The sequence below is a fragment of the Vibrio gazogenes genome (genome assembly GCF_023920225.1).
In the GTDB taxonomy this organism is placed as follows: Bacteria; Pseudomonadota; Gammaproteobacteria; order Enterobacterales; family Vibrionaceae; genus Vibrio; species Vibrio gazogenes.
Genome location: NZ_CP092587.1, coordinates 986,770 through 1,009,976, shown reverse-complemented (window position 1 = coordinate 1,009,976; position 23,207 = coordinate 986,770). Strand labels below are relative to the sequence as shown.

Below are 23,207 nucleotides of genomic sequence, written 5' to 3'. Positions count from 1 at the left end.
CAAGGGTTGTCTTTTCTAGAAAAAGTGGCACATTAACATTCAAAGCAAAAAATCATAAGGGAATGAGTATGTGTTCTATATTTGGCATCTTAGATATAAAAAGCGATGCATCGAAGCTACGTCCGTTGGCATTGGAAATGTCCAAAAAACTTCGTCACCGTGGTCCGGACTGGTCTGGAATTTATACATCAGATCATGCAATCTTGGCGCATGAAAGACTGGCTATCGTAGGCCTGAACAGTGGTGCTCAACCAATCTACAGCCCGAATAAAAAACATATACTCGCCGTCAACGGTGAAATCTATAACCACAAAGAAATCAGAGCCCGTTACGAAGATAAATATGATTTCCAGACCGATTCAGATTGTGAAGTTATTCTGGCACTTTATCAGGATATGGGTGCAGATTTACTCGAAGAGCTCAACGGCATCTTCGCTTTCATCCTGTACGATGAGGAAAAAGACCAGTATTTAGTTGGTCGAGATCACATCGGTATTATTCCGCTCTATCAAGGCTTTGATGAGCATGGGAACTACTATATTGCCTCAGAAATGAAAGCATTAGTTCCGGTTTGTAAAACCATCAGCGAATTCCCTCCGGGTTGTTATTACGGTTCATCCGATCAAGAACCGGTCCGCTACTACACGCGAGACTGGAACGACTACAGTGCCGTTGAAGGGAATGTGACAGATAAAGAGCAACTGGCTCAAGCTTTGGAAGCAGCGGTCAAACGCCAGCTCATGACCGACGTTCCTTACGGCGTCCTGCTGTCTGGCGGACTGGATTCATCGATTACTTCCGCAATCGCGAAACGCTTCGCAGCAATGCGGATTGAAGACGATGAGCAGTCAGCAGCCTGGTGGCCTCAGTTGCACTCATTTGCAATTGGTTTGGAAGGCGCACCGGATCTCAAAGCCGCCCGCGAAGTTGCTGACCAAATCGGTACGGTTCACCATGAAATGACCTATACCATTCAAGAAGGTCTGGATGCTATCCGCGATGTGATTTACCACATTGAAACATACGATGTCACAACTATCCGGGCATCAACACCAATGTTTTTGATGGGACGAAAAATCAAAGCGATGGGCATTAAAATGGTACTTTCCGGTGAAGGTGCTGATGAAATTTTCGGGGGATACCTTTACTTCCACAAAGCACCGAACGCGCGTGAATTCCATGAAGAAACCGTCCGCAAACTACTGGCGCTGAACATGTTCGACTGCGCACGAGCCAACAAGTCTCTGGCAGCGTGGGGTGTCGAAGGACGCGTCCCGTTCTTGGATAAAGAGTTTATTGATGTCGCCATGCGTTTAAACCCGAAAGATAAGATGTGCGGTAACGGAAAAATGGAAAAACACGTCTTGCGTGAATGCTTTGAGCACTATCTGCCAGATTCAATTGCTTGGCGGCAGAAAGAACAGTTTTCAGATGGTGTCGGCTACGGCTGGATTGATACCCTCAAATCGGTCGCAGAAGAAAAAGTTACCGACCAACAGATGGAAACAGCACAGTTCCGCTTCCCTTACAATACACCGACGACCAAAGAAGGTTATGTATACCGGGAAATTTTTGAAGAGCTCTTCCCACTCGAATCTGCAGCAAAATGTGTTCCGGGCGGCCCATCCGTTGCCTGTTCATCGGCAAAAGCCATTGAATGGGACGAATCGTTTAAAAACTGTATTGACCCATCCGGACGTGCTGTCAAAAACGTTCACCAAGAAGCTTATTAAGTTTCAACGCTCAGTCAGTAGCCACAAAAAACAGCAGGAGAAAGTCCTGCTGTTTTTTTATGATCATCGTAATGATGCTTTGCCAACCTAAACAATAAAATCGGTCTAAGACAGCTCCAGATCTCGATTATCAAAGCTCATTGCAACAGTCTGACTAATCATTTTTACCAACATGATCGAGCGCGTTTCTCCGTCCGCTTCCTGATAAATCGCATCAATTCCGGCAAATTGTCCCCCTTTCACCCGAATGACTTGCCCACACTGTGGCATACTCTGCTGAAGTGACTGAGTGTTAGATTCTAATATTTTCAAGTGATCGATCAGCGCCGCACTTACCTCTTTAGGGTGCTGCCCGAAACGGATAAAATCAGCCACCCCTCGCGTCGAACGGACTGAAACAAAACTAGGGCCGTTCTCATAGTCAAAACAGACAAACATATAAGAAGGAAACAGTGGCTCAAGTAAGGTTTGCTTTTTCCCCCGCAAAATCTTCTCGACTTTAATCTCTGGGTAATAGCATTCAACCCCCTGATTTTCCAAATGGCATTTGGCCCGTTGTTGCTCTCCGCGCTTACAATACAGTAAATACCATTGTTTCATATCCTAACAACCTTTGTGATCCCCCATACATAAACCCTAGCAACAGTTTTACCGAAGGTACATGAATAAAAAGTTATTCATGTTCGTTTGTCGAATGTTTCACCAATTCGGCAAATAAAGACACATAAGTATCTGAATCATTCAGACAGCCAATGAAGTTATAAACCTCACCACCAGCTCGCAGAAAAGTCTCTTTGCCCTCTTGCGCAATTTCTTCCAACGTTTCCAGACAATCCACAGAGAATGCCGGAGAAATAATATCCAGATTCTTGATACCGTTCTGAGGGAGATTTTCTAAAGTCTTATCGGTATAAGGTTGCAACCACACTTCTTTGCCGAAGCGGGACTGATAAGTCGTACCGATTTGGTGAGCCTCTAACCCCAGCTCAGCGGCAAGTAGTCGAGTCGTCTCAATGCAATGCTGTGGATATACATCACCGTTATCTGCATATCGCTGCGGGATACCATGATAGGAACAGAGCAAATAATCTCCCCGACCATGATTTTCCCAAGAATGCCGAACTTGCTCCGCCAATGCTTGAATATAGAGGGGATGCTGATAATGATCGCGAATGATATGGAGTTCAGGAACAACCGTAAATGACTTCAATGCATGGGTTACAGCATCATAAACCGCGGCGGTGGTTGTGCCTGAATATTGAGGATAAAGCGGTAATATAGTGACAGACTCAACCTGCTGTGCCATTAAACGTTGCAATCCATCCCGAACACTTGGCTGGCCATAAGTCATCCCAATCTCAACCGGCATATCAAGCAATTTCGCTAACTTGTCACGCTGACGCATTGAGTACACCATCAATGGTGAACCACCATCCATCCAGATCTGCTGATATAAACGGGCAACTTTAGGTGAACGAATGGGTAAAATCACGCCATGTAATAACGGACGCCAAACCCAAGGAGAAAGATCAATAACACGTGGGTCAGAAAGAAATTCAGCTAAAAACGCTTTCACTGCAGCAGGCGTTGCTGCTGCCGGTGTTCCCAAATTTACTAACAGTACACCTTGTTTTTTTGCTTGATACAACATCACGCCAGATCTCACCTATTCAGTAAAATAATCTTCAAAAATGCTATGCGTTACACTCTATCACGATTTTGAATGAGAGCCTCGGCCGAATGAAAAAAATCCAGAGCCTCGAAAGACTCTGGATTTTAATCCGTCAAGATATCGATGGCTGATAGTCATCGATCAATGAAGGGATTATCCTAGTGCTTTTTCAATATCCGCACTTACTTCAGCAACCTGTTTCGTCCCATCCAATTGCAGATATTGGGTCTTTCCTGCTGCCGCTTCTTTACTGTAGTACTCAATCAGAGGTGCTGTCTGTTCATGATACACAGCCAGACGTGAACGAACAGTTTCTTCTTTATCGTCATCACGAATGACAAGCGCTTCACCTGTGATATCATCTTTGCCTTCAACTTTCGGTGGGTTATATACCACATGATAAGTCCGCCCGGATGGTAAATGAGCACGACGACCAGCCATACGTTCAACAATTACTTTATCCGCCACATCGAACTCAATCACATAGTCGATCTCAATCCCCATTGCTTTCAGACCATCCGCTTGAGGAATTGTCCGAGGGAAACCATCAAGCAAGAAGCCTTTCTCACAATCAGGCTGAGCAATTCGTTCTTGAATCAATCCCAGAATAATATCATCAGAAACTAACTGACCAGCATCGATAACTGCTTTGGCTTGCTTACCCAATTCAGTGCCGGCTTTAATTGCAGCACGAAGCATGTCACCGGTAGAAATCTGTGGAATACCATATTTCTCCATAATGAACTGAGCTTGTGTTCCTTTACCTGCACCTGGAGCACCCAGAAGAATGATGCGCATGTTTAATCCTCTTTAGAAAATGATGAATTATACCGAAACTCACTGCATTCACGTTGTCACGGAAAGTTTCGGTATAAGCGTGTTATTCAAGTCATCAGACCATTCAATAGGCGAGCAAAATACACGCCTTCCCTAAGACATTCAAGTCTGAAATTCTACCATAAGGATTCGTTTTTTAACGTCAGGTACGACTAAAGATGAATAGATATCTGACGTTCTGTGACGAATATGATACAAAATATCAATTATTTTCATAAGGTTACATAAATCAAAAAAATAAGCCCGCACTGCGGGCTTATTGAATACCAAAAGAACTTATTGGACCTTCGTCAAGAGGCGGTTAACCGCGCTCAGGAATTGAGCAGGATCTTCCATTGAACCTCTTTCTGCCAGCATCGCCTGACCTAACAGAATTTCAACCCAACGACCAAACTGCTCTTCATCCGGTTCATCCGCCATTTTCTTAACCAGATCATGTTCCGGATTTAACTCCAGAATATATTTCACTTCCGGTGCAGCCTGACCCGCAGCTTCTAATAATTTCGCCATTTGTGTACCGATCTCATAATCATCGGTCACAACGACGGCTGGTGTCGAAGCAAGTTTAAATGTGGTACGAACTTCCTTAACGCGCTCACCAAGATAAGATTGCGTTCTTTCGACGACTGTTTTAAACGCTTCTTCAGTCTCTTTATGTTTTTCTTTCTCAGCTTCGTCCTCGAACTGGCTCAAATCAAGTCCGGCTTTAGTGATAGATTGGAACTGCTTGCCATCAAACTCGGTGAGATAGTTCATTAGCCACTCATCAATGCGGTCATACATCAGAACAACTTCAATGCCTTTAGACTTAAATTGTTCTAAGTGAGGACTATTCTTCGCTGCCGCATAGCTATCCGCAGTCAGATAGTAAATTTTATCCTGACCTTCTTTCATGCGTTCAACATACGCTTTCAGCCCAACGTTCTGCTCAGAACTATCGGTGTGTGTTGAGGCAAATCGTAGCAGTCCAGCGATTTTTTCACGATTTGAGAAATCTTCAGCAGGGCCTTCTTTCATAACCAGACCAAATTCTTTCCAGAATGTCTGATATTTTTCTTCATCGCTAGACATCCGATCCAGCATCGATAGCACACGCTTAGTACATGCATTACGGAGTGACTGAGTGACTTTATTATCTTGCAAAATTTCACGAGATACGTTCAACGGCAAGTCATTTGAATCAATCAAGCCACGAACAAACCGCAAATAAGAAGGCATAAACTGGGCAGCATCATCCATAATGAAAACACGCTGCACATAAAGTTTCAGACCACTTTTATGATCACGGTTCATCATGTCCCACGGTGCTTTAGAAGGGATATACAATAAACTTGTATAATCATTTTTCCCTTCAACTTTGTTGTGGCTCCAAACTAACGGATCAGTAAAGTCATGAGAAACATGTTTATAAAACGCTTTGTACTCTTCTTCACTGATTTCGGATTTGGGTTGTGTCCACAACGCTTCTGCTTTATTGATTTTCTCCCACTCAGTCTCCCCGGTTTCCTTGCCTTCTTCGTCGGTTTTAACCGTTTGGATATAAACAGGGATGCCAATATGATCAGAATACTTGGAAACCAGCTCTTTCAAGCGCCATTCAGACAAGAACTCTTCACCCTCTTCACGCAGGTGCAGGATGATATCGGTACCACGACTCTCTTTACGAATCGTTTCCAGCGAATATTCTCCCTCGCCTTGAGAGTGCCATAAAACCCCTTCATCAGCGGAAAGGCTGGCATCACGAGTCCGGACAGTCACAGCATCGGCAACAATAAAAGCAGAATAAAAGCCGACACCAAATTGACCGATCAACTGTGAATCTTTAACCTGATCATCAGATAGCTTGGCAAAAAACTCTTTTGTACCAGATTTAGCAATCGTCCCGAGGTTATCGATTACACTGTCCCGACTCATACCAACACCATTGTCTGAAATCGTCAGCGTCTTCGCTTCTTTATCGAAAGACAGACGAACGGCAAGGTCAGCGTCTCCTTGATATAATTCTGAATCTGACAGCGCCTGAAAGCGTAATTTATCAGCCGCATCAGATGCATTGGAGATCAATTCCCGTAAAAATATCTCTTTATTTGAATAGAGAGAATGAATCATCAGATTCAGCAACTGCTTCACTTCTGACTGAAAACCACGAGTTTCTTTGTTGTTCGTAATCGTTTCGCTCATACTAGCTCCATCACTTAATGCACTCATACCGTTTCATAAGGTATACAAATATTCTTGCTTGCTAGTAAAATATGGGTCATGAAAGTGAATTCAAGGTTAGACAATCTAAAAACAGTGTTTTTTTCTAAAATTTTTATTATCCTGTGCTCAAGAAATCTCAATATATCTAAATGGCATCAAGAAAAATTAACTCGCCCTTAACTCAGATATTGAGATAATCACAACACCAATCGTCAGTATTCAATACATAAAAAGAAGACATTAATGAATACCATAAGCTCAAAGTTCATTCTGGCTGAACGTTTTACCTTCGTTCCCAACAATAACTCGTTGGTCGACAAAGAAAATGATAATGAGACGATCCGGCTAGGTAGTAACGAAAGTAGAATCCTATTGATGCTTGCCCAGCATCCCAATGAGGTCATTCGTCGTAATGAGCTTCATGATTTTGTGTGGCGTAAGCAAGGTTTTGAAGTCGATGACTCAAGTCTCACCCAAGCGATTTCAACGCTGAGAAAAATGCTCAATGACTCCACCAAATCACCGCGCTACATCAAAACGGTTCCCAAACGTGGCTATCAGTTGATCGCGAGCGTAGAACCACTTCCTGCCATTAATCCGAACACATCAGACAAAGATGAATCTCAAGATCAATCGGAGGCATTACTGCCACTTCAGGAAGATGCACAGGTCGAATCGGCACATAACACGGCCACGGAATCTAAAAACAGTTCACTCGATGTCATTTCAGATCAAGAGACGATTGCGATGACGCAATCAGCTTCTCAAAAAACAAGTTGGAAAACCAAACTGAGTTTCCTAATCGCATTCATTTTACCGATCATCGCAATCACGTATAACGGACCGACTCACTCTCAGTTTCGTAATTTAACAGTCATTGATGGTATTCCGATTAGAACGCTAAAAAGCCATCCTGAGTTAACTTCATGGCTGCCGTCCATTGAACTCTGTGTGAAAAAATACCGGGCAGCACATTCGATGGACATACCACCGAGTCAGGTCATTGCAACCAATGGCCAAGACAACAAAATGATACTGAACTATATCTACCCAATAGAACATAGTGACAAAAATGCCACCTTGAATATTGTTGTCAATCAAGAGGATCTCACGAAGGTATGCCAGTGAAAAAGATAAACCAACGCATTGCGACGCTCACGCTACTAGCATCCATTGCTTTAAGTGCTTGGCTATACTGGGGGAGTGGGCTGAAACTCAAGCAAGTGCTGACATCAAGTGAATGGCAGTCCAAAGTCGTCACCCTGATCGAAAGTAAAAATGAAGTTGCTTCAGTTGGTCCACTCCGTCGGGTTGATGTACTCTCGAATGTCAAATATCTCCCCAACAAAACATATATCCGTGTCTCCGTGATTCAGTTATATGCCAATGGGAAAGAACCAGAAAGTAAAATAGATATCTCAGAAACCGGTACTTGGGAACTCAGTGAAAACTATTTACTGATCTCTCCGACCGAGTTTAAAGATGTTTCTTCCAGCGAGAGTAAAGATTTTACGCCGAAGCAATTAAATCTGATCAAGCAATTTTTTAAAATGGATGCCCAACAAAGCAGACGAGTTGATATCATTGACAGTAAAACGCTGCTACTGACCAGTCTCAATCACGACTCAACCATCCTCTTTAAAAACTAATTTTATTGAAAAAATAGGTTTATTGAAAAAATAAGCATGGGGGTTGATGAAACTAGCCCCCTAAAATACGCAATACGTATCATAAAATAGGCATTCGCGCGTACTCGTTAGCTACGATTTAGCTCAGTAAAAAAGATTGTGTGTATTTTTTTGCTTTTTTTAGATGTATTTTTACATGCTCATATTCACCCCAGCGATCCCCACTTGAGAGACAGTATTCATGCAAAAAATTAATATTCGTATTTTCTACTGCCGTCAATGTAATTGGATGTTGCGTGCCTCTTGGTTAGCACAAGAGTTACTCCATACATTCAGTGAAGAGATCGAGCAAGTTGCGCTCTGCCCTGATACCGGTGGCCGTTTCGAAATTTTTTGTAATGATATTCAGATTTGGGAACGTCAGAAAGACCAAGGGTTTCCCGACGCCAAAACGCTGAAGCAACGCGTTCGGGATGTGTTCGATCCCGAACGAAATTTAGGTCATATTGATCGATAGACCACTCTTCGAGCAAACTCATGTCTAGGGGCTGTTGATCTTTCGTGGTTGAATTTTGTTCAATCTGAACGGGTATTGATCGCGGCGCGGGGTATGCCGCTTAGCTATCCTAAGCAAATGACCCGTAACAAAGAGCAAGACACGTTCAGATGAACCCTCTGGGCAGCATTTGTCGCTCATTTATCCAGCGTTAGGTCATGGTTCATGTAGAGCGCTACACTTCACATGACCTGCCTTGACTAAATGCACGACAAATTGCTGCAAAAACCATCACGAAAGGTCAACAGCCCCTAGTGAGGTTCGTTTTACTCGAGATCGTCTTCTTCAAGCATCCCATTGACGACAATATTATTGTAGCTAACCATACCAATCACTTTGCCATGTTCAATCACAGGCGCTCGGCTGATACCAAACCGCTCAAATAAACGAGCACAATATTTAACCTTCATGTCAGGATTCACTGACAATGCAGGTTTGGTCATGATTTCATAAATATTCGTTCGCTTTGATGAACGGTTACTGGCAAGCACTTTTTTAGCAATATCATTCATCAGCACAATACCGAATTCATCATCATCTTGGCGTTTATCGACAATCAACGCTTTGATCTGCTGCTGTTTCGTTATTCGAATCGCTTCATAAACGGTCATCAGACCATCAACAAGGGCATAGTTCTCGGTCATCACATCACGGACTCTCACGCTATCATGTCTATTCATAATTCGTCCTCAACGTATCTGGTTAACTTTTCAACCTGATGAGAGATGCCAACAACATCCTCAATATCAATTTGAAAGGCGATTCCCTGCCCCGGCTCCGTTTCAAACTCCCCGACTTCATTAATTGTTTCCAGAATCTGACGAGACAAATGTTCTTCAACGACAAAGAGCACCATATCCTTTTGTACCTCCAACGTCAGACCCAAAAAGGTGGTTTTCTGATTGAGCCCTTCTCCTCTGGCATTATTGATCACAGTCGCGCCTGTCGCTCCTGCTTGTCTGGCGGCATCTAATACTTTGTCTGTTTTGCTATCTTCAACAAAGGCAACGATTAATTTAAAGCGCATTGTCTTTTTTCTCCATCAGAGAGCGTTTACGGTTCAACCACTGTGTCACTTGCGCATATCCCATCACAGATATCATGGGGAAAAGGCTAGCGAATGCGATTAAACCAAATCCATCGATCAACGGGCTCCGCCCCGGAACCGTTGATGCAAGTCCTAACCCCAGCGCCGTCACAACGGGTACAGTAACCGTTGATGTAGTGACGCCTCCGGAATCATAAGCTAAAGGCACGATCATTTTGGGAGCATAAAATGTCTGAACCACCACCAACAAATAACCAACAATGATGTAATAGTGCAACGGATCACCCACGACAATGCGGTAACTCCCCAACGTAATACCAAATGCCACACCTAAAGCAACTGCAACCCTCAAACCATTCACACCTATCGAACCACCAGACACTTTATTGGCTTTAATCGCAACGGCAATCAAAGACGGTTCAGCGATCGTCGTACTAAACCCGATACAAAATGCAAACAGATAAACCCAATAATAATTGATCCAATGGTACAGTTCTGCATCATTCAAACGGACTTGCGCAAGAAATGAGGGCGCGGTCAACTGCTGTGCCATCATTTCCCCCAACGGAAACAATGCAGCATCTAACCCCACCAAGAAAAGAGACAATCCCAGAATGACGTATCCGAACCCAAGAATCACATGGGATAAACGGGCAACAGGCTTACGCAATATGACCAACTGGAATACAAACAAAATGATCACAATCGGCAATACATCCAAAATCGTGGTCCATAAAACCTGAAGAAAATGAGCAATGGTTATCATGCTATCGCCATCCCGTAAATCATCACAAAAATCATCGGGAGCAACGATGCAAATGCGATCAATCCAAACCCATCCACCATCGGATTACGCCCTTTAATCGAAGAAGCCAGTCCAACCCCTAACGCTGTGACTAAAGGAACCGTAATCGTCGACGTTGTCACACCACCTGAATCATAAGCAATCCCGATAATGGTTTCAGGTGCGAAAACAGTCAGGATCATGACACACGAGTAACCACAGATAATCATCAAATGAATCGACCACCCCCTCAGGATTCTCAAAACCCCTAAAACGATGGCAAGACCAACCGACAAGGCCACTGTTAATCGCAATCCCATGGTGTAGTCGTTCATCGATTGCGCAGTCATCTCAATCACACCACCCGATGCTGCGACCTTTGCAGCTTCAGCGGCAACCGCTGTCAATGCAGGCTCTGCAATCGTAGTTCCAAACCCCAAACAAAAAGCGAACCCCAATAGTCCCAACAAACTCCCTTTCTTGGCTAATGCCTGAGCCATACTTTCACCGATCGGAAACAACCCCATTTCCAGACCGAAAATAAAAAACGTCAAGCCGAGAACAACGAATAACAATCCACCCAGAATTGAAATCAAGTCCGGGAGAGGTTGTTGCAAAATGATTAATTGGAAAAATGCAATAACCAAAATAATCGGGAGTAGATCTTTAAAACTTTCCAGCATTACTCTGAGTAACGCGATGAATGCTTTCATGTCTCCTCACTTGAGCCAAACTGACAAACCCGATCCGAGAGAGGAAAAGGTCTTTGTGGCAAGTATCTTCGACGACCTGCCTGGTGTGGAACAACTTGATTATATGATGACAGATCTATCTAATATTGCGTGTGACTTCGCTAAATTCATCGGCTAAAACCAAGAATCAATCACAAAAATATAACACGAACACCTCTCCGGCTCCGTGTCTCTACTTTATGAAATCATTTATGATTATTCTGTATATAATGAATAAAACCAACGGATAGAATCGCTTCAAACCATTACAGATACATTCAAACAACATGAAATGGATAGGATATGAAAATACTGATTACCGGCGGTTCAGGACTCATCGGCAGCGAATTAATCAAGCAGCTAATCACCCATGAACATGAAATTGTTGTATTGACTCGCTCAGAGAAACGGACTCGGGAAAAGCTCAATCATCTCAACCATTATCCACTTGAATTGATCTCCAGCTTAGACAACCTCCATGATCTCAACCATTTCGATGCTGTGATTAACCTAGCGGGAGAACCCATTGCTGATCGACGATGGACGGACACGCAGAAACAAGTCATTAGTCAGAGTCGCTGGCAAATCACCGAAAAACTTGTTGAGCTCATTCATGCCAGTTCATCCCCACCATCCGTATTTATCAGTGGTTCTGCTGTCGGCTTTTACGGTGATCAACAGGATCATCCGATTGATGAAAGCCTGCAAGTTCAAAGTAATGAATTCTCTCACTTAGTGTGTGTCACCTGGGAAAATATCGCCAGAAAAGCCGAATCTGAAAGCACCCGAGTTTGCCTACTCAGAACAGGAGTCGTTCTATCAGCAGACGGTGGCGCATTACCAAAAATGCTGCTGCCCTATCGGTTTGGTTGCGGAGGTCCGATAGGCTCGGGCAATCAGTATCTGCCTTGGATTCATATTCAGGATATGGTTCAAGGAATCCTCTTTTTATTAGTGACCGACTATGCTCACGGGCCATTCAACCTTTGTGCCCCTCATCCGGTTCCGAACAAAATCTTTAGTAAAACACTGGCAAAAACACTGCACAGACCACACGTGATGTTCGTACCAGAGTGGGCAATTCGGCTAATCATGGGCGAATCAGCAGCACTGCTTCTTGATAGCACTCGCGCCAAGCCGAAAAAATTAACAGAACTCGGATTTAAATTTAAGTACTCTCATCTGGAACCTGCACTCAAACAGATTTTGCAGACATTGCCATAACATCAACCAATGGTGTGGTAATGACAACATACCCACGGGGAAACTATGTCTAAAACAATACTCATTACCGGATGCTCATCGGGTATCGGCTACGTCACTGCTCATGCTTTACATAAAAAAGGCTATCAAGTCATTGCCTCATGCAGAGACATTGCAGATGTACAGCGACTTCAAAATGAAGGTCTGACAGCGATTCATCTCGATGTGACTAACCCAACAACCGTTGACGCTGCGATCAAAGAAGTGATGACACTAACCAATCACCGTCTCGATGCGCTGTTCAATAACGGTGCTTATGGTCAACCCGGTGCGCTTGAAGATCTCCCCACTCAGGCAATGCGAGAGCAGTTCGAAACCAATTTTTTTGGTTGGCACGATCTAACCACCAAACTGCTACCACAGTTTCGCCGCCAAGGTCATGGCAGAATCATTCAGAATAGTTCGGTTCTGGGATTTGCCGCGATGAAATATCGCGGTGCCTATAATGCTTCAAAATTTGCGATCGAAGGCTGGAGTGATACGCTGCGTCTCGAACTCAAACAAACTGACATTCATATCAGTATTCTCGAGCCCGGGCCAATCGAGACACAATTTCGCGAAAATGCACTGGCGGCATTCTTACGTTGGGTGACACCGCAAAACAGTATTCATGCCCAAGCATATCAACAACAGATTGAGCGCCTGAGTCAAAAAAAGTCTAACAATCGGTTCTCATTACCACCGGAAGACTGTCTGCCTGCGATTTTTCATGCCTTAGAAAGCCCGACCCCCAGAATCCGATATCGAATTACCAAACCCACACAAGTTTTTGCCGTACTTAAACGCCTGCTACCAACCCGCTGGCTTGATGGCATTCTCAACAAAGCCGCTTAGAACACGGGGAAGAGAGCATCGCGGCTGGCTGTCATGATTGTTTCATAATCACCTTCTAATATGCTCATTGTTCTCGACCGAGAATGTCACATTTTCTGGAATAGGTAAAAATGAGTCTCAATCAGCTAAACTGGCTAAGTATTTGTATTGTTGTGATATTTTTCATCATGTTTTAATCGCGCTTTTTGTCGGTAGAAAACCGTCCAAACACATCGGGATCAGCGCTGACTGACAATACTTATTAATGGATATAGTCGGTTTCACTTGATTTTTAACAACCTGCCCACATTTATATGCTATCGCCCATTGAATTCAGGAAGTTCACCGTATGCATACACCACTTCACGTTGATGTCACCCAAGAAAATATCCGAGACCTATTAGAGAGCTCTTTTTCTGCGCCAATCCTATTTTATTTTTGGGCACCGATGGACGAATCCAGTGCGGCGCTGATCCAACCCTTGCAAGGATTAGCGCAAAAATATCAGGGGGCTTTTACACTTGCTTTACTGAATTGTCAGGAAGAACAGGCCATTGCAGCACAGTTTGGCATTCAGTCAATTCCGACACTGGCGCTTTTCTCTCAAGGACGTCCTGTGGATGGATTAGGTGGCCCACAAAGCATTGAGTCAGTGACCGCAATGCTTGAGAAACATCTTCCCAGCCAAGACGAAATGAATTTGCAACAAGCGCTGACGATGATAGAACAGCAAGAATATGTTCAGGCGCTGACTTTATTACAAGCACTCCCTGAAACGCTGCAAAATAAAGGTGACGTAAAACTTGCCTTAGCCAATTGCCTATTGGAAACCCAGCAGTTTGAAGCGGCTGAAGCGCTCTTACAACATATTCCTTTAGAATTTCAGGATAACGAGTTCAAGAGCCTGCTCGCTAAATTGGAATTACATCATCAAGCCGCTAATAGTCCGGAAATTGTTGCACTAGAAGACGCATTGCAACGTTCGCCACAAGACACGAAACTCGCCTGTGAATTAGCCGCACAATACCATCAGGTTCAGCGAGACGAGGAAGCACTGACGCTGCTCTGGTCATTTTTGAGCACCGATCTCAATGCCCATGACGGGGAGATGAAAAAAATATTTATGGATATTCTAAGTGCGTTGGGACAAGGGAATCCATTAGCAAGTCAGTATCGTCGTAAGCTCTATTCTCTACTCTACTGATCTGGCGCAACTGGAATCAGTGAGTGAACCATCAGTCATCATACTCATGGCTCCCGATGAGAGGACTGCCCCTTTAAATCATCAATAATGGGGCAGTCGCTGTTATCATCACCGGGACATTCAGCAATCCATTGTTCTAACTGAGACTGAATGAGCTGTAACTCATTCAGCTTACGCGTGACTTGTGTCAGTTTCTTTCGCGCTTCAGCTTTCACCGCACAACTTTTACGACTCGGATCATTTGCCAAATGAACCAGTAATTTACATTCTTCAAGATTAAAACCAACCCGTTTTGCCCGGGCGATCAATAGTAAATCATCAATATGTGATTGCTGATAAACCCGATAGCCATTCTCTCCACGCAGCGGCGGCGACAATATGCCTTTTTCTTCATAAAGTCGGATTGATTTGGCAGTCAAGCCAGTCAGCTTTGACACTTCACTGATATTCACCGAGACCTCCCGATGCCGTAGCATCAATCAACAATATCTGTATTGGCGAGCTCAAGAAAGTGATGCGATCAAAGCCATCAGATCTTGTTCCGATTGCACCTCGATGCCGAGCTCCTGAGCTTTGGTCAGTTTAGAGCCTGCGTTGTCACCGGCAAATAGCACATCCGTATTTTTAGACACACTCCCCGTGACCTTTGCGCCCATCGCTTCAAGAGCGGCTTTGGCATCCTGACGTGATAACTCGGTCAGCGTACCGGTCAAGACCACCGTTTTCCCGGCCAACGGTAAAGCTTCCGGCGTTTCAGCGGCAACCATGTCTGGCCACGTAATTCCCATCGACAACAAATCATCCACAACATGCAAATTCTTCTCTTCTGAGAAGAAAGCAATGATATGACTCGCGACAATCGAACCAATATCGTTCACTTCAATCAACGCTTCATGCGTCGCATGGCGGACATTTTCCAAAGTGAGGAAATATCGCGCTAAATTATTGGCTGTCGCTTCCCCGACTTCCCGAATACCAAGTGAATACAAAAAGCGAGGCAAGGTGGTTGACTTCGATTGTTGTAACGCTTGTACCACATTTTGTGCCGATTTAGGCCCCATCCGGTCAAGCACGGTTAATTGTCCCGCAGAGAGACGGTATAAATCAGCCGGTGTTTTGATCATTTCTTTATCCACCAGCTGCTCAATAACTTTATCTCCCAAGCCATCGACATCCATCGCTTTACGAGAGACGAAATGCTTCAGCGCTTCTTTTCGCTGTGCCTGACACACCAAACCACCGGTACAGCGTGTAACCGCTTCCCCTTCAATCCGCTCAACATCAGAATGGCAAATCGGACACTGTGACGGAAAAACAATCTCCTTAGAATCCTCAGGTCGTTGTTCTATCACAACAGAAACAATTTGCGGAATGACGTCACCGGCACGACGAATCACCACCGTATCCCCGATACGAACACCTAACCGGGCGATTTCATCTGCATTATGTAATGTGGCATTACTCACCGTCACACCACCGACAAATACCGGCTCCAGTTTTGCAACAGGTGTAATCGCCCCCGTTCTACCAACTTGAAATTCAACATCTTTCAAACGGGTCATTTCTTCTTGAGCAGGAAACTTGTAGGCGATGGCCCAACGTGGTGCTTTTGAGATAAATCCGAGCTGTTCCTGAAGCGCCAGATCATCAACCTTAATGACCACGCCATCAATCTCATAAGCCAGATTCTCTCGACGTTGTAATATGTCCTGATAATACATCTTCACCATATCCAGATTCGCAACTTGACTGGTTTCAGGACACATCGGCAGTCCCCACTGCTTTAACTGTACCAGACGTTCATAATGTGAAGATGCCAGTGTTGCCCCTTCAATCACACCAATACCATAAGCATAGAAACTGAGCGGACGTTTTGCTGTAATCCGTGAGTCAAGCTGCCTCAAGCTACCCGCTGCCGCATTCCTCGGGTTAACAAACGTTTTTTCACCTTTCTTGATAGCAGCATCATTAAGTGCTTCAAATCCGGCTTTGGGCATAAAGACCTCCCCCCGAACTTCAATGCGAACCGGCCAGTCGTCCCCTCTGAGTTTTAATGGAATGGCGCGAATCGTTTTCACATTTTCGGTAATATTTTCTCCGGTGGTGCCATCACCACGCGTTGCCGCTCGGACTAAGACGCCATTCTCATAAAGCAAGCTGACGGCCAGACCGTCCAATTTGGGTTCACAACAGAACAAAGCAACACGTTGTCCGGCTAAACGCTCATTGATGCGCCGCGAAAAACTGTCCAGCTCTTGATCGTCAAAAGCATTATCTAACGACAGCATCGGGATCTCATGTTGGACCGTTTCAAAACCATCGAGCGGCATCCCACCGACACGCTGTGACGGAGAATCCGGAGCAATGAACTCGGGATTTGCTGCTTCCAACGCGATCAGCTCTCTCATCAGACGATCATATTCTGCATCCGGAATCGATGGATTATCTTCAACGTAATATAAGATAGAGTGATGGTGGAGCGTGTCCCGCAATTCTTGAATTTTTTGTTCTATGGTCTGCATGTTTTACTTCTCGGATTCATGAAAAAAGGCTCCATGCCGGAGCCTCCTCACCAGATACCTAAACAACTGAACCAAGCTGTTGTTTGGGTATCTCTATACAATTAAACAGCTTGGGCTTTAAAAGCCTGAATCTGGCGTCGATAATCGGCAAGTTTGTCCGGTGTCATCAACAAGCGTTGATCATCAAGAACATTCCCCCCTAAATCATCCGCAATTTGCTGCGCTGTTTTCAGCATTAACTTAAAATTCTGTTCTGGATCACCGTAACAAGGGAGCGTCATAAAAAATGAAATGCCTTTGGTGGTAAATGCGTTCGGGTCATCATGCTTCAAAGTGCCGGGTTGCATAATATTGGCAACACTGAACAACACTTTGCCCGTTCCTGATAAATCAGCATGTCGATGGTAAATATCCATTTCACCGTAGAGCAAACCGTTTTGTTGCAAGCTGTCAAATAGCTTGGTGCCAACAAAAGACTCGCTGCCAGCGCAGTGTACATTGAGTACAATGACCTGATAATCCGGCTCATCACTACCACTATCGGTTTGTTGTACTGGTTCGGCTTGTTGAATATCGTCATCTTGTGCAACGGGTTGATCCATATTCGAATCGACATGAATACCCGCCTCATTTTCAGCCTCAATATCAGCGATGGTCAGATGTTCCAAATCATATGACCGATCATCTTCTTCAGGCACATACCCAGCAAATAGTGGATCGACTCTATCATGATGCGTGTCGTCATCCATGAATGGGTCAGTCGTGTTATCGTCCAGTGAAAAGTCCGGCTCCTTACGGGATTTTTTATGCTCACGCTCCTGCGGAAAAGCTCGGGTATTTTTTATAGATGATGCTTCTTTTTCCTCTATTCTGCCTAATGGCTTATCTCCAAATTTCGATTTACTCTCTTTCCGGCTGGTCCACAGCCCATGAAAAAGTAATGCGGCGATGGCGAGTGCGCCAACGATGATGAGTACGAATCGCAATTCTTGCATCTTTAACTCTCAGTCTTCCCGATAACTTGCTTCTGAACAGAATCGCTTAAGTAAGCATGTCATGCTCAGAGATTCTCTCCACTGATCCACACACTTTAGCAAAAGTCACCCCTACATTTGAACAAATTAATGTTAGAACTGCGGGATTTTTCTGACTTTCATTCTATGTTGGGTCAGTTAGAATACATGCAAACGCCTCACTTTCTTTTCAATAACAACATAGGGAAACAGAATGACGTTAAAAAAACGTTCAGGATTCGGCTATTTCTTCTTCGGTATGAAACTGGCGGTCACCCCCGGGATCAGAAGATTTGTGATACTTCCTCTGCTAGCCAATGTGCTACTGCTCGGAGGCGCACTCTATTATGTGTTTACGCAAATGGGAAACTGGCTCGATCATCTGATGTCTTATGTACCTGACTTTCTGTCATGGCTGAACTACATCATTTGGCCACTGGCTGTCCTGTCAATACTTTTTGTAACGATGTATTTCTTCAGTGCAATTGCCAACATTATCGCTTCTCCCTTCAATGGCTTATTGGCAGAAAAAGTTGAAAAGCTGCTCGATGGTCATACGATAAACGATGAAGGCCTCTGGAGTTTTTTCAAAGATATCCCCCGCATCTTTGCCCGAGAATGGCGCAAGCTACGCTACACCATTCCAAAGATGATCGGCTTATTTATTCTGCTGCTGATTCCCGGAATCGGACAAACCATTGGCCCGTTGGTCTGGTTCATTTTTACAGCATGGATGCTCGCAATCCAATATTGTGATTACCCTTTTGATAATCACAAAGTCAGCTTTCATACCATGCGTATGCAGCTAAAAGGCAAACAGGGACGCGCTTACGGCTTCGGTATGCTGGTCACGCTATTTACAACCATCCCAATCATCAACTTGATTGTGATGCCCGCCGCCGTCTGTGGCGCGACGGCCATGTGGGTCAATGAGTTTAAAGCCGAGACACTCAAATCGCAGAATTAAGATCAATGGAAGTTTGCAAACGTTGATGAATGTAAGAAGAAACTGATCGGTACATTGAACTTTCAGCCATACTATCAAACGAATCAGTATGGCTTGAATCGTAAAGCTCAATAACCCCTATAAGATATAACTTTTTAATCCTTTCATCATATTAGTGGACATCCTATCCTCTACGGGTCCCCACAAAAAACGTGTTTTCGCTCAATAAAACAACACGAAAATGTGCAATAAAGGAATATAACAATGAGTAAGATTTTTGAAGACAACTCTCTGACCATCGGTAACACCCCACTCGTCCGTCTGAACAAAGTGAGCCAGGGTAACGTACTTGCTAAGATAGAATCCCGTAATCCAAGTTTCAGCGTGAAGTGTCGTATCGGTGCCAACATGATCTGGGAAGCTGAAAAATCCGGCAAACTCAAACCAGGTGTTGAACTTGTTGAACCAACCAGCGGTAATACCGGTATTGCACTCGCGTTTGTTGCTGCTGCCCGTGGCTACAAACTGACCCTGACGATGCCGGAGTCAATGAGTTTAGAACGCCGTAAACTGCTCAAAGCGCTGGGGGCTAATCTCGAGTTGACAGAAGCAGCAAAAGGGATGAAAGGTGCAATCAACAAAGCAGAAGAGATTGTCGCCAGTAACCCGGACAAATATTTGCTACTGCAACAATTTGATAACCCGGCGAACCCGGAAATTCATGAAAAAACGACAGGACCTGAAATCTGGGACGCAACTGACGGTGAAGTTGACGTATTCGTCTCAGGTGTCGGAACCGGTGGCACACTAACAGGAACCAGCCGCTACCTCAAAGGCGAAAAAGGTAAAGCGATTATCTCTGTTGCAGTTGAACCTGATGAATCCCCAGTCATTACTCAGGCTCTGGCGGGCGAAGAAATCAAACCGGCTCCGCATAAAATTCAAGGCATCGGTGCAGGATTTATCCCGGGTAACCTCGATCTGTCTCTCATTGACCGTGTTGAACGCGTAACTTCAGAAGATGCAATTGATATGGCGCGTCGCCTGATGGAAGAGGAAGGAATTCTCGCTGGAATCTCATCTGGTGCAGCAGTTGTAGCCGCAAATCGTCTGGCTGAACTCCCTGAATTTAAAGGTAAAACAATCGTCGTTATTCTGCCGAGCTCCGGTGAGCGCTACCTCAGTACCGCACTGTTTGCCGGTATATTTACCGAGAAAGAGAACCAACAATAATATGTGGTGAAATCAAATTTTTTATGAAAAAAGCCCCTAATTGGGGCTTTTTTGTTGATCCTTGCCCAACCTTTGGTAATATCAGACCTGCTTTATTTTTAGGTTCGAAATAAAGAACACAAGAAGCCCTGTGTCATCCCCCGTATCGCAAACTAGCGTAATGAGGTGACAACAGCTAAGCTTCATTTGGTTCTAAACTAAGAAAAAAATAAATTAAATTGGGGTATATACAATGTACGAGAAGCAAGTAGAAATCACTGCTGAAAACGGCCTTCACACTCGTCCTGCTGCACAGTTCGTGAAAGAAGCAAAAGAATTTGATGCTGAAATCACCGTCACTTCAAACGGAAAAAGTGCCAGTGCGAAAAGCCTATTCAAACTACAAACACTCGGCCTTGTCAAAGGTACTGTTGTTACCATCTCTGCCGAAGGTGCTCAAGCGAAACAAGCGGTTGATCACTTAGTTGCTTTGATGGATCACCTTGAATAATTCGAAGCACTGAATTTTGAAGCCATTCTACTATCATTGTAGAATGGCTTTTGTTCATGATATATGACAAATGCTAACAATATCGTTAGCATTTAGTTTTGTAATCTCTCAATAAATTTGACCAGTTTAAGGTATGGCTATGATTTCAGGCATCCTAGCATCTCCTGGTATTGCTATCGGTAAAGCATTACTACTTCAAGAAGACGAAATCGTCCTTAACACCAACACTATCTCAGACGCGCAAGTAGACACTGAGGTACAACGATTCTACGACGCACGCGATAAATCAAAAACGCAGTTAGAAGTCATTAAACAGAAAGCGCTTGAGACATTTGGCGAAGAAAAAGAAGCTATTTTCGAAGGCCACATCATGCTGCTTGAAGATGAAGAGCTGGAAGAAGAAATTTTAGCCCTCATCAAAAAAGATAAGCTCCATGCTGACAACGCAATTCATACCGTCATTGAAGAACAGGCTGCGGCTCTGGAATCATTAGATGACGAATACCTGAAAGAGCGTGCGACAGACATTCGTGATATCGGTAGCCGCTTTGTAAAAAATGCATTAGGTATCCATATCGTCAACCTGAGTGCAATCAATGAACAAGTCATTCTTGTTGCCTACGATCTGACACCTTCAGAAACAGCACAAATTAACCTTGAGTATGTATTAGGTTTTGTAACAGACATCGGTGGCCGGACATCCCATACATCGATTATGGCCCGCTCTCTTGAGCTGCCTGCTATTGTTGGTACCAATGATATTACCAACCATGTAAAAAATGGTGACACCCTCGTTTTAGATGCGATCAACAATAAAATCATCATTAATCCTTCAGAAGATGAACTCGCTGAAGCAAAAAGCGTTCGTGAAACGTTCTTTGCTGAAAAAGAAGAGCTGGCTAAACTGAAAGATTTACCTGCGGAAACCATTGACGGACACCGTGTTGAAGTCTGCGGTAACATCGGTACCGTGAAAGATTGTGACGGTGTGATGCGTAACGGTGGTGAAGGTGTCGGTCTGTATCGTACTGAATTCCTGTTTATGGATCGTACCTCTCTGCCGACCGAGCAAGAACAGTACGAAGCTTATAAAGAAGTGGCCGAAGAAATGCAGGGCGAGCCCGTCATTATTCGTACCATGGATATCGGTGGCGATAAAGATTTGCCATATATGGATTTGCCAAAAGAAATGAACCCATTTCTCGGCTGGCGTGCAATTCGAATCAGTCTGGACCGTCGCGAAATCTTGCGTGACCAGCTTCGTGCGATCTTGCGTGCATCAGCTCATGGTAAGCTGCGCATCATGTTCCCGATGATTATTTCTGTCGAAGAAATTCGTGAATTAAAAGACGCGATTGAAACCTACAAAGCTGAACTGCGTGAAGATGGTCATGATTTCGATGAATCGATTGAAGTTGGTGTCATGGTAGAAACACCGGCAGCAGCAGCAATTGCTCACCATCTGGCAAAAGAAGTGTCATTTTTCTCTATCGGTACAAACGACCTGACCCAATATACGCTGGCGGTTGACCGTGGTAATGAAATGATTTCTCACTTATATAATCCACTCTCTCCAGCAGTGCTGAATGTGATTAAGCAAGTCATTGATGCTTCTCACGCAGAAGGTAAATGGACCGGGATGTGTGGTGAACTTGCCGGGGATGAACGGGCAACATTACTTCTTTTGGGTATGGGACTTGATGAATTCTCAATGAGCGGAATCTCTATCCCGAAAGTGAAAAAAGTGATTCGAGAAGTAGACTTTCAAGCAGTCAAAGCGATGGCGGAGGAAGCACTATCTTTCCCTACAGCAGAAGAAATTGATGCTTGTGTAGCGAAGTTTATCTCAGAAAAGTCACAATAATGATATAAGCATTTGCAGTGGGTGCACAAAAGTGGTCGCCTACTGCATATCATTAGTATACTATAACCCGAAAGAATAAATTCAAACTTTAGGAGCTGACACAATGGGGCTGTTTGACAAACTTAAAAAGTTAGTATCTGACGACAGTGCTGACACAGGCGCAATTGATATTATTGCACCGTTATCTGGTGAAATCGTCAATATTGAAGATGTGCCTGATGTCGTTTTTGCTGAAAAGATCGTTGGAGATGGCATTGCTATCAAACCATCTGGAGACAAGATGGTTGCTCCTGTAAACGGCACAATTGGTAAAATCTTCGAAACAAATCATGCATTTTCTATTGAATCAGAAGATGGTGTCGAGTTATTCGTTCACTTCGGTATCGACACGGTTGAGCTGAAAGGCGAAGGTTTCAAGCGTATCGCAGAAGAAGGTCAACCTGTTAAAGCAGGTGACACTGTGATTGAATTTGATCTTGCACTTCTAGAAGAAAAAGCAAAATCAACGCTAACACCGGTTGTGATCTCCAACATGGATGAAATCAAAGAACTGAACAAACTCTCTGGTTCAGTTGTTGTTGGTGAAACGCCTGTACTACGAGTGACCAAATAAACACAATCACATCGTGAGAATGTTTATTCATTAAACGCTGCCCCAAAAGCAGCGT

At 44.1% G+C, this 23,207-nt stretch carries 23 protein-coding genes; 12 read left to right on the top strand and 11 right to left on the bottom strand.

The window, feature by feature from the left end; translation table 11 throughout:
• Positions 1 to 68: 68 nt before the first annotated feature.
• The gene (gene asnB, locus MKS89_RS04670) at positions 69 to 1,733 is read left to right on the top strand and encodes an asparagine synthase B (RefSeq protein ID WP_072960861.1); all 1,665 of its coding nucleotides are present in this window, start codon (positions 69 to 71) and stop codon (positions 1,731 to 1,733) included.
• A gap of 105 nt (positions 1,734 to 1,838) precedes the next feature.
• Here the strand turns inward: asnB and rfaH are convergent, their stop codons facing one another.
• The 4 genes from rfaH to htpG all read right to left on the bottom strand — a co-directional run bounded on the left by rfaH (position 1,839) and on the right by htpG (position 6,423).
• On the bottom strand, positions 1,839 to 2,333 hold the full coding sequence (gene rfaH / locus MKS89_RS04665) for a transcription/translation regulatory transformer protein RfaH (protein ID WP_072960859.1): 495 nt from the start codon (positions 2,331 to 2,333) through the stop codon (positions 1,839 to 1,841).
• A gap of 73 nt (positions 2,334 to 2,406) precedes the next feature.
• On the bottom strand, positions 2,407 to 3,384 hold the full coding sequence (gene hemH, locus MKS89_RS04660) for a ferrochelatase (RefSeq protein ID WP_072960857.1): 978 nt from the start codon (positions 3,382 to 3,384) through the stop codon (positions 2,407 to 2,409).
• 174 nt (positions 3,385 to 3,558) lie between these two features.
• The gene (adk, locus tag MKS89_RS04655; RefSeq protein ID WP_072960854.1) at positions 3,559 to 4,203 is read right to left on the bottom strand and encodes an adenylate kinase; all 645 of its coding nucleotides are present in this window, start codon (positions 4,201 to 4,203) and stop codon (positions 3,559 to 3,561) included.
• Positions 4,204 to 4,518: 315 nt separating this feature from the next.
• Positions 4,519 to 6,423, bottom strand: coding sequence for a molecular chaperone HtpG (gene htpG / locus MKS89_RS04650; RefSeq protein ID WP_072960852.1), 1,905 nt, complete (start codon positions 6,421 to 6,423; stop codon positions 4,519 to 4,521).
• Between the two features lie 264 nt (positions 6,424 to 6,687).
• Here htpG and MKS89_RS04645 point away from each other — a divergent pair, with 264 nt between their 5' ends.
• The 3 genes from MKS89_RS04645 (at position 6,688) to MKS89_RS04635 (ending at position 8,589) form a co-directional block, all read left to right on the top strand.
• Positions 6,688 to 7,572: a transcriptional regulator gene (locus tag MKS89_RS04645; protein WP_072960849.1), complete on the top strand. Its 885-nt coding sequence runs from the start codon at positions 6,688 to 6,690 to the stop codon at positions 7,570 to 7,572.
• Positions 7,573 to 7,577: 5 nt separating this feature from the next.
• Positions 7,578 to 8,093 (top strand): regulatory protein ToxS, encoded by a 516-nt coding sequence (locus MKS89_RS04640; RefSeq protein WP_072960884.1) that lies wholly within the window; start codon positions 7,578 to 7,580, stop codon positions 8,091 to 8,093.
• Between the two features lie 220 nt (positions 8,094 to 8,313).
• Positions 8,314 to 8,589, top strand: a complete 276-nt coding sequence (locus tag MKS89_RS04635) for an Rdx family protein (RefSeq protein ID WP_072960848.1) — start codon at positions 8,314 to 8,316, stop codon at positions 8,587 to 8,589.
• A 305-nt stretch (positions 8,590 to 8,894) separates the two neighbouring features.
• On the opposite strand, the gene MKS89_RS04630 is transcribed toward MKS89_RS04635, so the two are convergent.
• From MKS89_RS04630 to MKS89_RS04615, 4 genes are read right to left on the bottom strand one after another with little or no spacing between them, the layout of a single operon-like run.
• Positions 8,895 to 9,308, bottom strand: a complete 414-nt coding sequence (locus MKS89_RS04630; protein ID WP_072960845.1) for a CBS domain-containing protein — start codon at positions 9,306 to 9,308, stop codon at positions 8,895 to 8,897.
• Positions 9,305 to 9,655, bottom strand: coding sequence for a P-II family nitrogen regulator (locus MKS89_RS04625; RefSeq protein ID WP_072960843.1), 351 nt, complete (start codon positions 9,653 to 9,655; stop codon positions 9,305 to 9,307). Before MKS89_RS04625 ends, MKS89_RS04630 begins: the two co-directional genes overlap by 4 nt.
• Complete coding sequence (locus tag MKS89_RS04620; RefSeq protein ID WP_072960840.1) at positions 9,645 to 10,442, bottom strand: DUF1538 domain-containing protein; 798 nt, start codon at positions 10,440 to 10,442, stop codon at positions 9,645 to 9,647. The genes MKS89_RS04625 and MKS89_RS04620 overlap by 11 nt, the downstream gene beginning before the upstream one ends.
• Positions 10,439 to 11,173 carry a DUF1538 domain-containing protein gene (locus tag MKS89_RS04615; protein WP_072960838.1) on the bottom strand — a complete coding sequence of 245 codons (735 nt, stop codon included), beginning with the start codon at positions 11,171 to 11,173 and terminating at the stop codon, positions 10,439 to 10,441. Before MKS89_RS04615 ends, MKS89_RS04620 begins: the two co-directional genes overlap by 4 nt.
• Before the next feature lie 321 nt (positions 11,174 to 11,494).
• Here MKS89_RS04615 and MKS89_RS04610 point away from each other — a divergent pair, with 321 nt between their 5' ends.
• The 3 genes from MKS89_RS04610 (at position 11,495) to MKS89_RS04600 (ending at position 14,471) form a co-directional block, all read left to right on the top strand.
• Positions 11,495 to 12,415, top strand: coding sequence for a TIGR01777 family oxidoreductase (locus MKS89_RS04610; RefSeq protein WP_072960835.1), 921 nt, complete (start codon positions 11,495 to 11,497; stop codon positions 12,413 to 12,415).
• A gap of 45 nt (positions 12,416 to 12,460) precedes the next feature.
• Positions 12,461 to 13,288, top strand: coding sequence for an SDR family oxidoreductase (locus MKS89_RS04605; RefSeq protein WP_072960832.1), 828 nt, complete (start codon positions 12,461 to 12,463; stop codon positions 13,286 to 13,288).
• Positions 13,289 to 13,616: 328 nt separating this feature from the next.
• On the top strand, positions 13,617 to 14,471 hold the full coding sequence (locus MKS89_RS04600) for a co-chaperone YbbN (RefSeq protein ID WP_072960830.1): 855 nt from the start codon (positions 13,617 to 13,619) through the stop codon (positions 14,469 to 14,471).
• A gap of 44 nt (positions 14,472 to 14,515) precedes the next feature.
• On the opposite strand, the gene cueR is transcribed toward MKS89_RS04600, so the two are convergent.
• From cueR to zipA, 3 genes are all read right to left on the bottom strand, one after another.
• Entirely contained in the window at positions 14,516 to 14,923 is a 408-nt protein-coding gene (gene cueR / locus MKS89_RS04595; protein WP_072960827.1) for a Cu(I)-responsive transcriptional regulator, read from the bottom strand.
• Positions 14,924 to 14,974: 51 nt separating this feature from the next.
• A complete protein-coding gene (gene ligA / locus MKS89_RS04590; RefSeq protein ID WP_072960825.1) occupies positions 14,975 to 16,993 on the bottom strand; it encodes an NAD-dependent DNA ligase LigA in 2,019 nt (672 codons plus the stop codon).
• A 101-nt stretch (positions 16,994 to 17,094) separates the two neighbouring features.
• The gene (gene zipA, locus MKS89_RS04585) at positions 17,095 to 17,988 is read right to left on the bottom strand and encodes a cell division protein ZipA (protein ID WP_072960822.1); all 894 of its coding nucleotides are present in this window, start codon (positions 17,986 to 17,988) and stop codon (positions 17,095 to 17,097) included.
• A 232-nt stretch (positions 17,989 to 18,220) separates the two neighbouring features.
• Between zipA and cysZ the strand changes: the two genes are divergently transcribed.
• From cysZ to crr, 5 genes are all read left to right on the top strand, one after another.
• Positions 18,221 to 18,973, top strand: coding sequence for a sulfate transporter CysZ (gene cysZ, locus MKS89_RS04580; RefSeq protein WP_072960819.1), 753 nt, complete (start codon positions 18,221 to 18,223; stop codon positions 18,971 to 18,973).
• 243 nt (positions 18,974 to 19,216) lie between these two features.
• Positions 19,217 to 20,185 carry a cysteine synthase A gene (gene cysK, locus MKS89_RS04575; protein WP_072960816.1) on the top strand — a complete coding sequence of 323 codons (969 nt, stop codon included), beginning with the start codon at positions 19,217 to 19,219 and terminating at the stop codon, positions 20,183 to 20,185.
• 232 nt (positions 20,186 to 20,417) lie between these two features.
• Positions 20,418 to 20,675 carry an HPr family phosphocarrier protein gene (locus tag MKS89_RS04570; protein WP_021019443.1) on the top strand — a complete coding sequence of 86 codons (258 nt, stop codon included), beginning with the start codon at positions 20,418 to 20,420 and terminating at the stop codon, positions 20,673 to 20,675.
• Positions 20,676 to 20,814: 139 nt separating this feature from the next.
• Positions 20,815 to 22,539, top strand: coding sequence for a phosphoenolpyruvate-protein phosphotransferase PtsI (gene ptsI / locus MKS89_RS04565; protein WP_072960814.1), 1,725 nt, complete (start codon positions 20,815 to 20,817; stop codon positions 22,537 to 22,539).
• Between the two features lie 103 nt (positions 22,540 to 22,642).
• Positions 22,643 to 23,152 (top strand): PTS glucose transporter subunit IIA, encoded by a 510-nt coding sequence (gene crr / locus MKS89_RS04560; RefSeq protein WP_021019441.1) that lies wholly within the window; start codon positions 22,643 to 22,645, stop codon positions 23,150 to 23,152.
• Positions 23,153 to 23,207 lie beyond the last annotated feature (55 nt).

What these genes read in the sequence shown, in the direction of transcription:
- asnB (WP_072960861.1), top strand. Translation starts at nt 69, where the DNA reads ATGTGTTCTATATTTGGCATCTTAGATATAAAAAGCGATGCATCGAAG.
- rfaH (WP_072960859.1), bottom strand. Translation starts at nt 2,333, where the DNA reads ATGAAACAATGGTATTTACTGTATTGTAAGCGCGGAGAGCAACAACGG.
- hemH (WP_072960857.1), bottom strand. Translation starts at nt 3,384, where the DNA reads ATGTTGTATCAAGCAAAAAAACAAGGTGTACTGTTAGTAAATTTGGGA.
- adk (WP_072960854.1), bottom strand. Translation starts at nt 4,203, where the DNA reads ATGCGCATCATTCTTCTGGGTGCTCCAGGTGCAGGTAAAGGAACACAA.
- htpG (WP_072960852.1), bottom strand. Translation starts at nt 6,423, where the DNA reads ATGAGCGAAACGATTACGAACAACAAAGAAACTCGTGGTTTTCAGTCA.
- MKS89_RS04645 (WP_072960849.1), top strand. Translation starts at nt 6,688, where the DNA reads ATGAATACCATAAGCTCAAAGTTCATTCTGGCTGAACGTTTTACCTTC.
- MKS89_RS04635 (WP_072960848.1), top strand. Translation starts at nt 8,314, where the DNA reads ATGCAAAAAATTAATATTCGTATTTTCTACTGCCGTCAATGTAATTGG.
- MKS89_RS04630 (WP_072960845.1), bottom strand. Translation starts at nt 9,308, where the DNA reads ATGAATAGACATGATAGCGTGAGAGTCCGTGATGTGATGACCGAGAAC.
- MKS89_RS04625 (WP_072960843.1), bottom strand. Translation starts at nt 9,655, where the DNA reads ATGCGCTTTAAATTAATCGTTGCCTTTGTTGAAGATAGCAAAACAGAC.
- MKS89_RS04620 (WP_072960840.1), bottom strand. Translation starts at nt 10,442, where the DNA reads ATGATAACCATTGCTCATTTTCTTCAGGTTTTATGGACCACGATTTTG.
- MKS89_RS04615 (WP_072960838.1), bottom strand. Translation starts at nt 11,173, where the DNA reads ATGAAAGCATTCATCGCGTTACTCAGAGTAATGCTGGAAAGTTTTAAA.
- MKS89_RS04610 (WP_072960835.1), top strand. Translation starts at nt 11,495, where the DNA reads ATGAAAATACTGATTACCGGCGGTTCAGGACTCATCGGCAGCGAATTA.
- MKS89_RS04605 (WP_072960832.1), top strand. Translation starts at nt 12,461, where the DNA reads ATGTCTAAAACAATACTCATTACCGGATGCTCATCGGGTATCGGCTAC.
- MKS89_RS04600 (WP_072960830.1), top strand. Translation starts at nt 13,617, where the DNA reads ATGCATACACCACTTCACGTTGATGTCACCCAAGAAAATATCCGAGAC.
- ligA (WP_072960825.1), bottom strand. Translation starts at nt 16,993, where the DNA reads ATGCAGACCATAGAACAAAAAATTCAAGAATTGCGGGACACGCTCCAC.
- zipA (WP_072960822.1), bottom strand. Translation starts at nt 17,988, where the DNA reads ATGCAAGAATTGCGATTCGTACTCATCATCGTTGGCGCACTCGCCATC.
- cysZ (WP_072960819.1), top strand. Translation starts at nt 18,221, where the DNA reads ATGACGTTAAAAAAACGTTCAGGATTCGGCTATTTCTTCTTCGGTATG.
- cysK (WP_072960816.1), top strand. Translation starts at nt 19,217, where the DNA reads ATGAGTAAGATTTTTGAAGACAACTCTCTGACCATCGGTAACACCCCA.
- MKS89_RS04570 (WP_021019443.1), top strand. Translation starts at nt 20,418, where the DNA reads ATGTACGAGAAGCAAGTAGAAATCACTGCTGAAAACGGCCTTCACACT.
- ptsI (WP_072960814.1), top strand. Translation starts at nt 20,815, where the DNA reads ATGATTTCAGGCATCCTAGCATCTCCTGGTATTGCTATCGGTAAAGCA.
- crr (WP_021019441.1), top strand. Translation starts at nt 22,643, where the DNA reads ATGGGGCTGTTTGACAAACTTAAAAAGTTAGTATCTGACGACAGTGCT.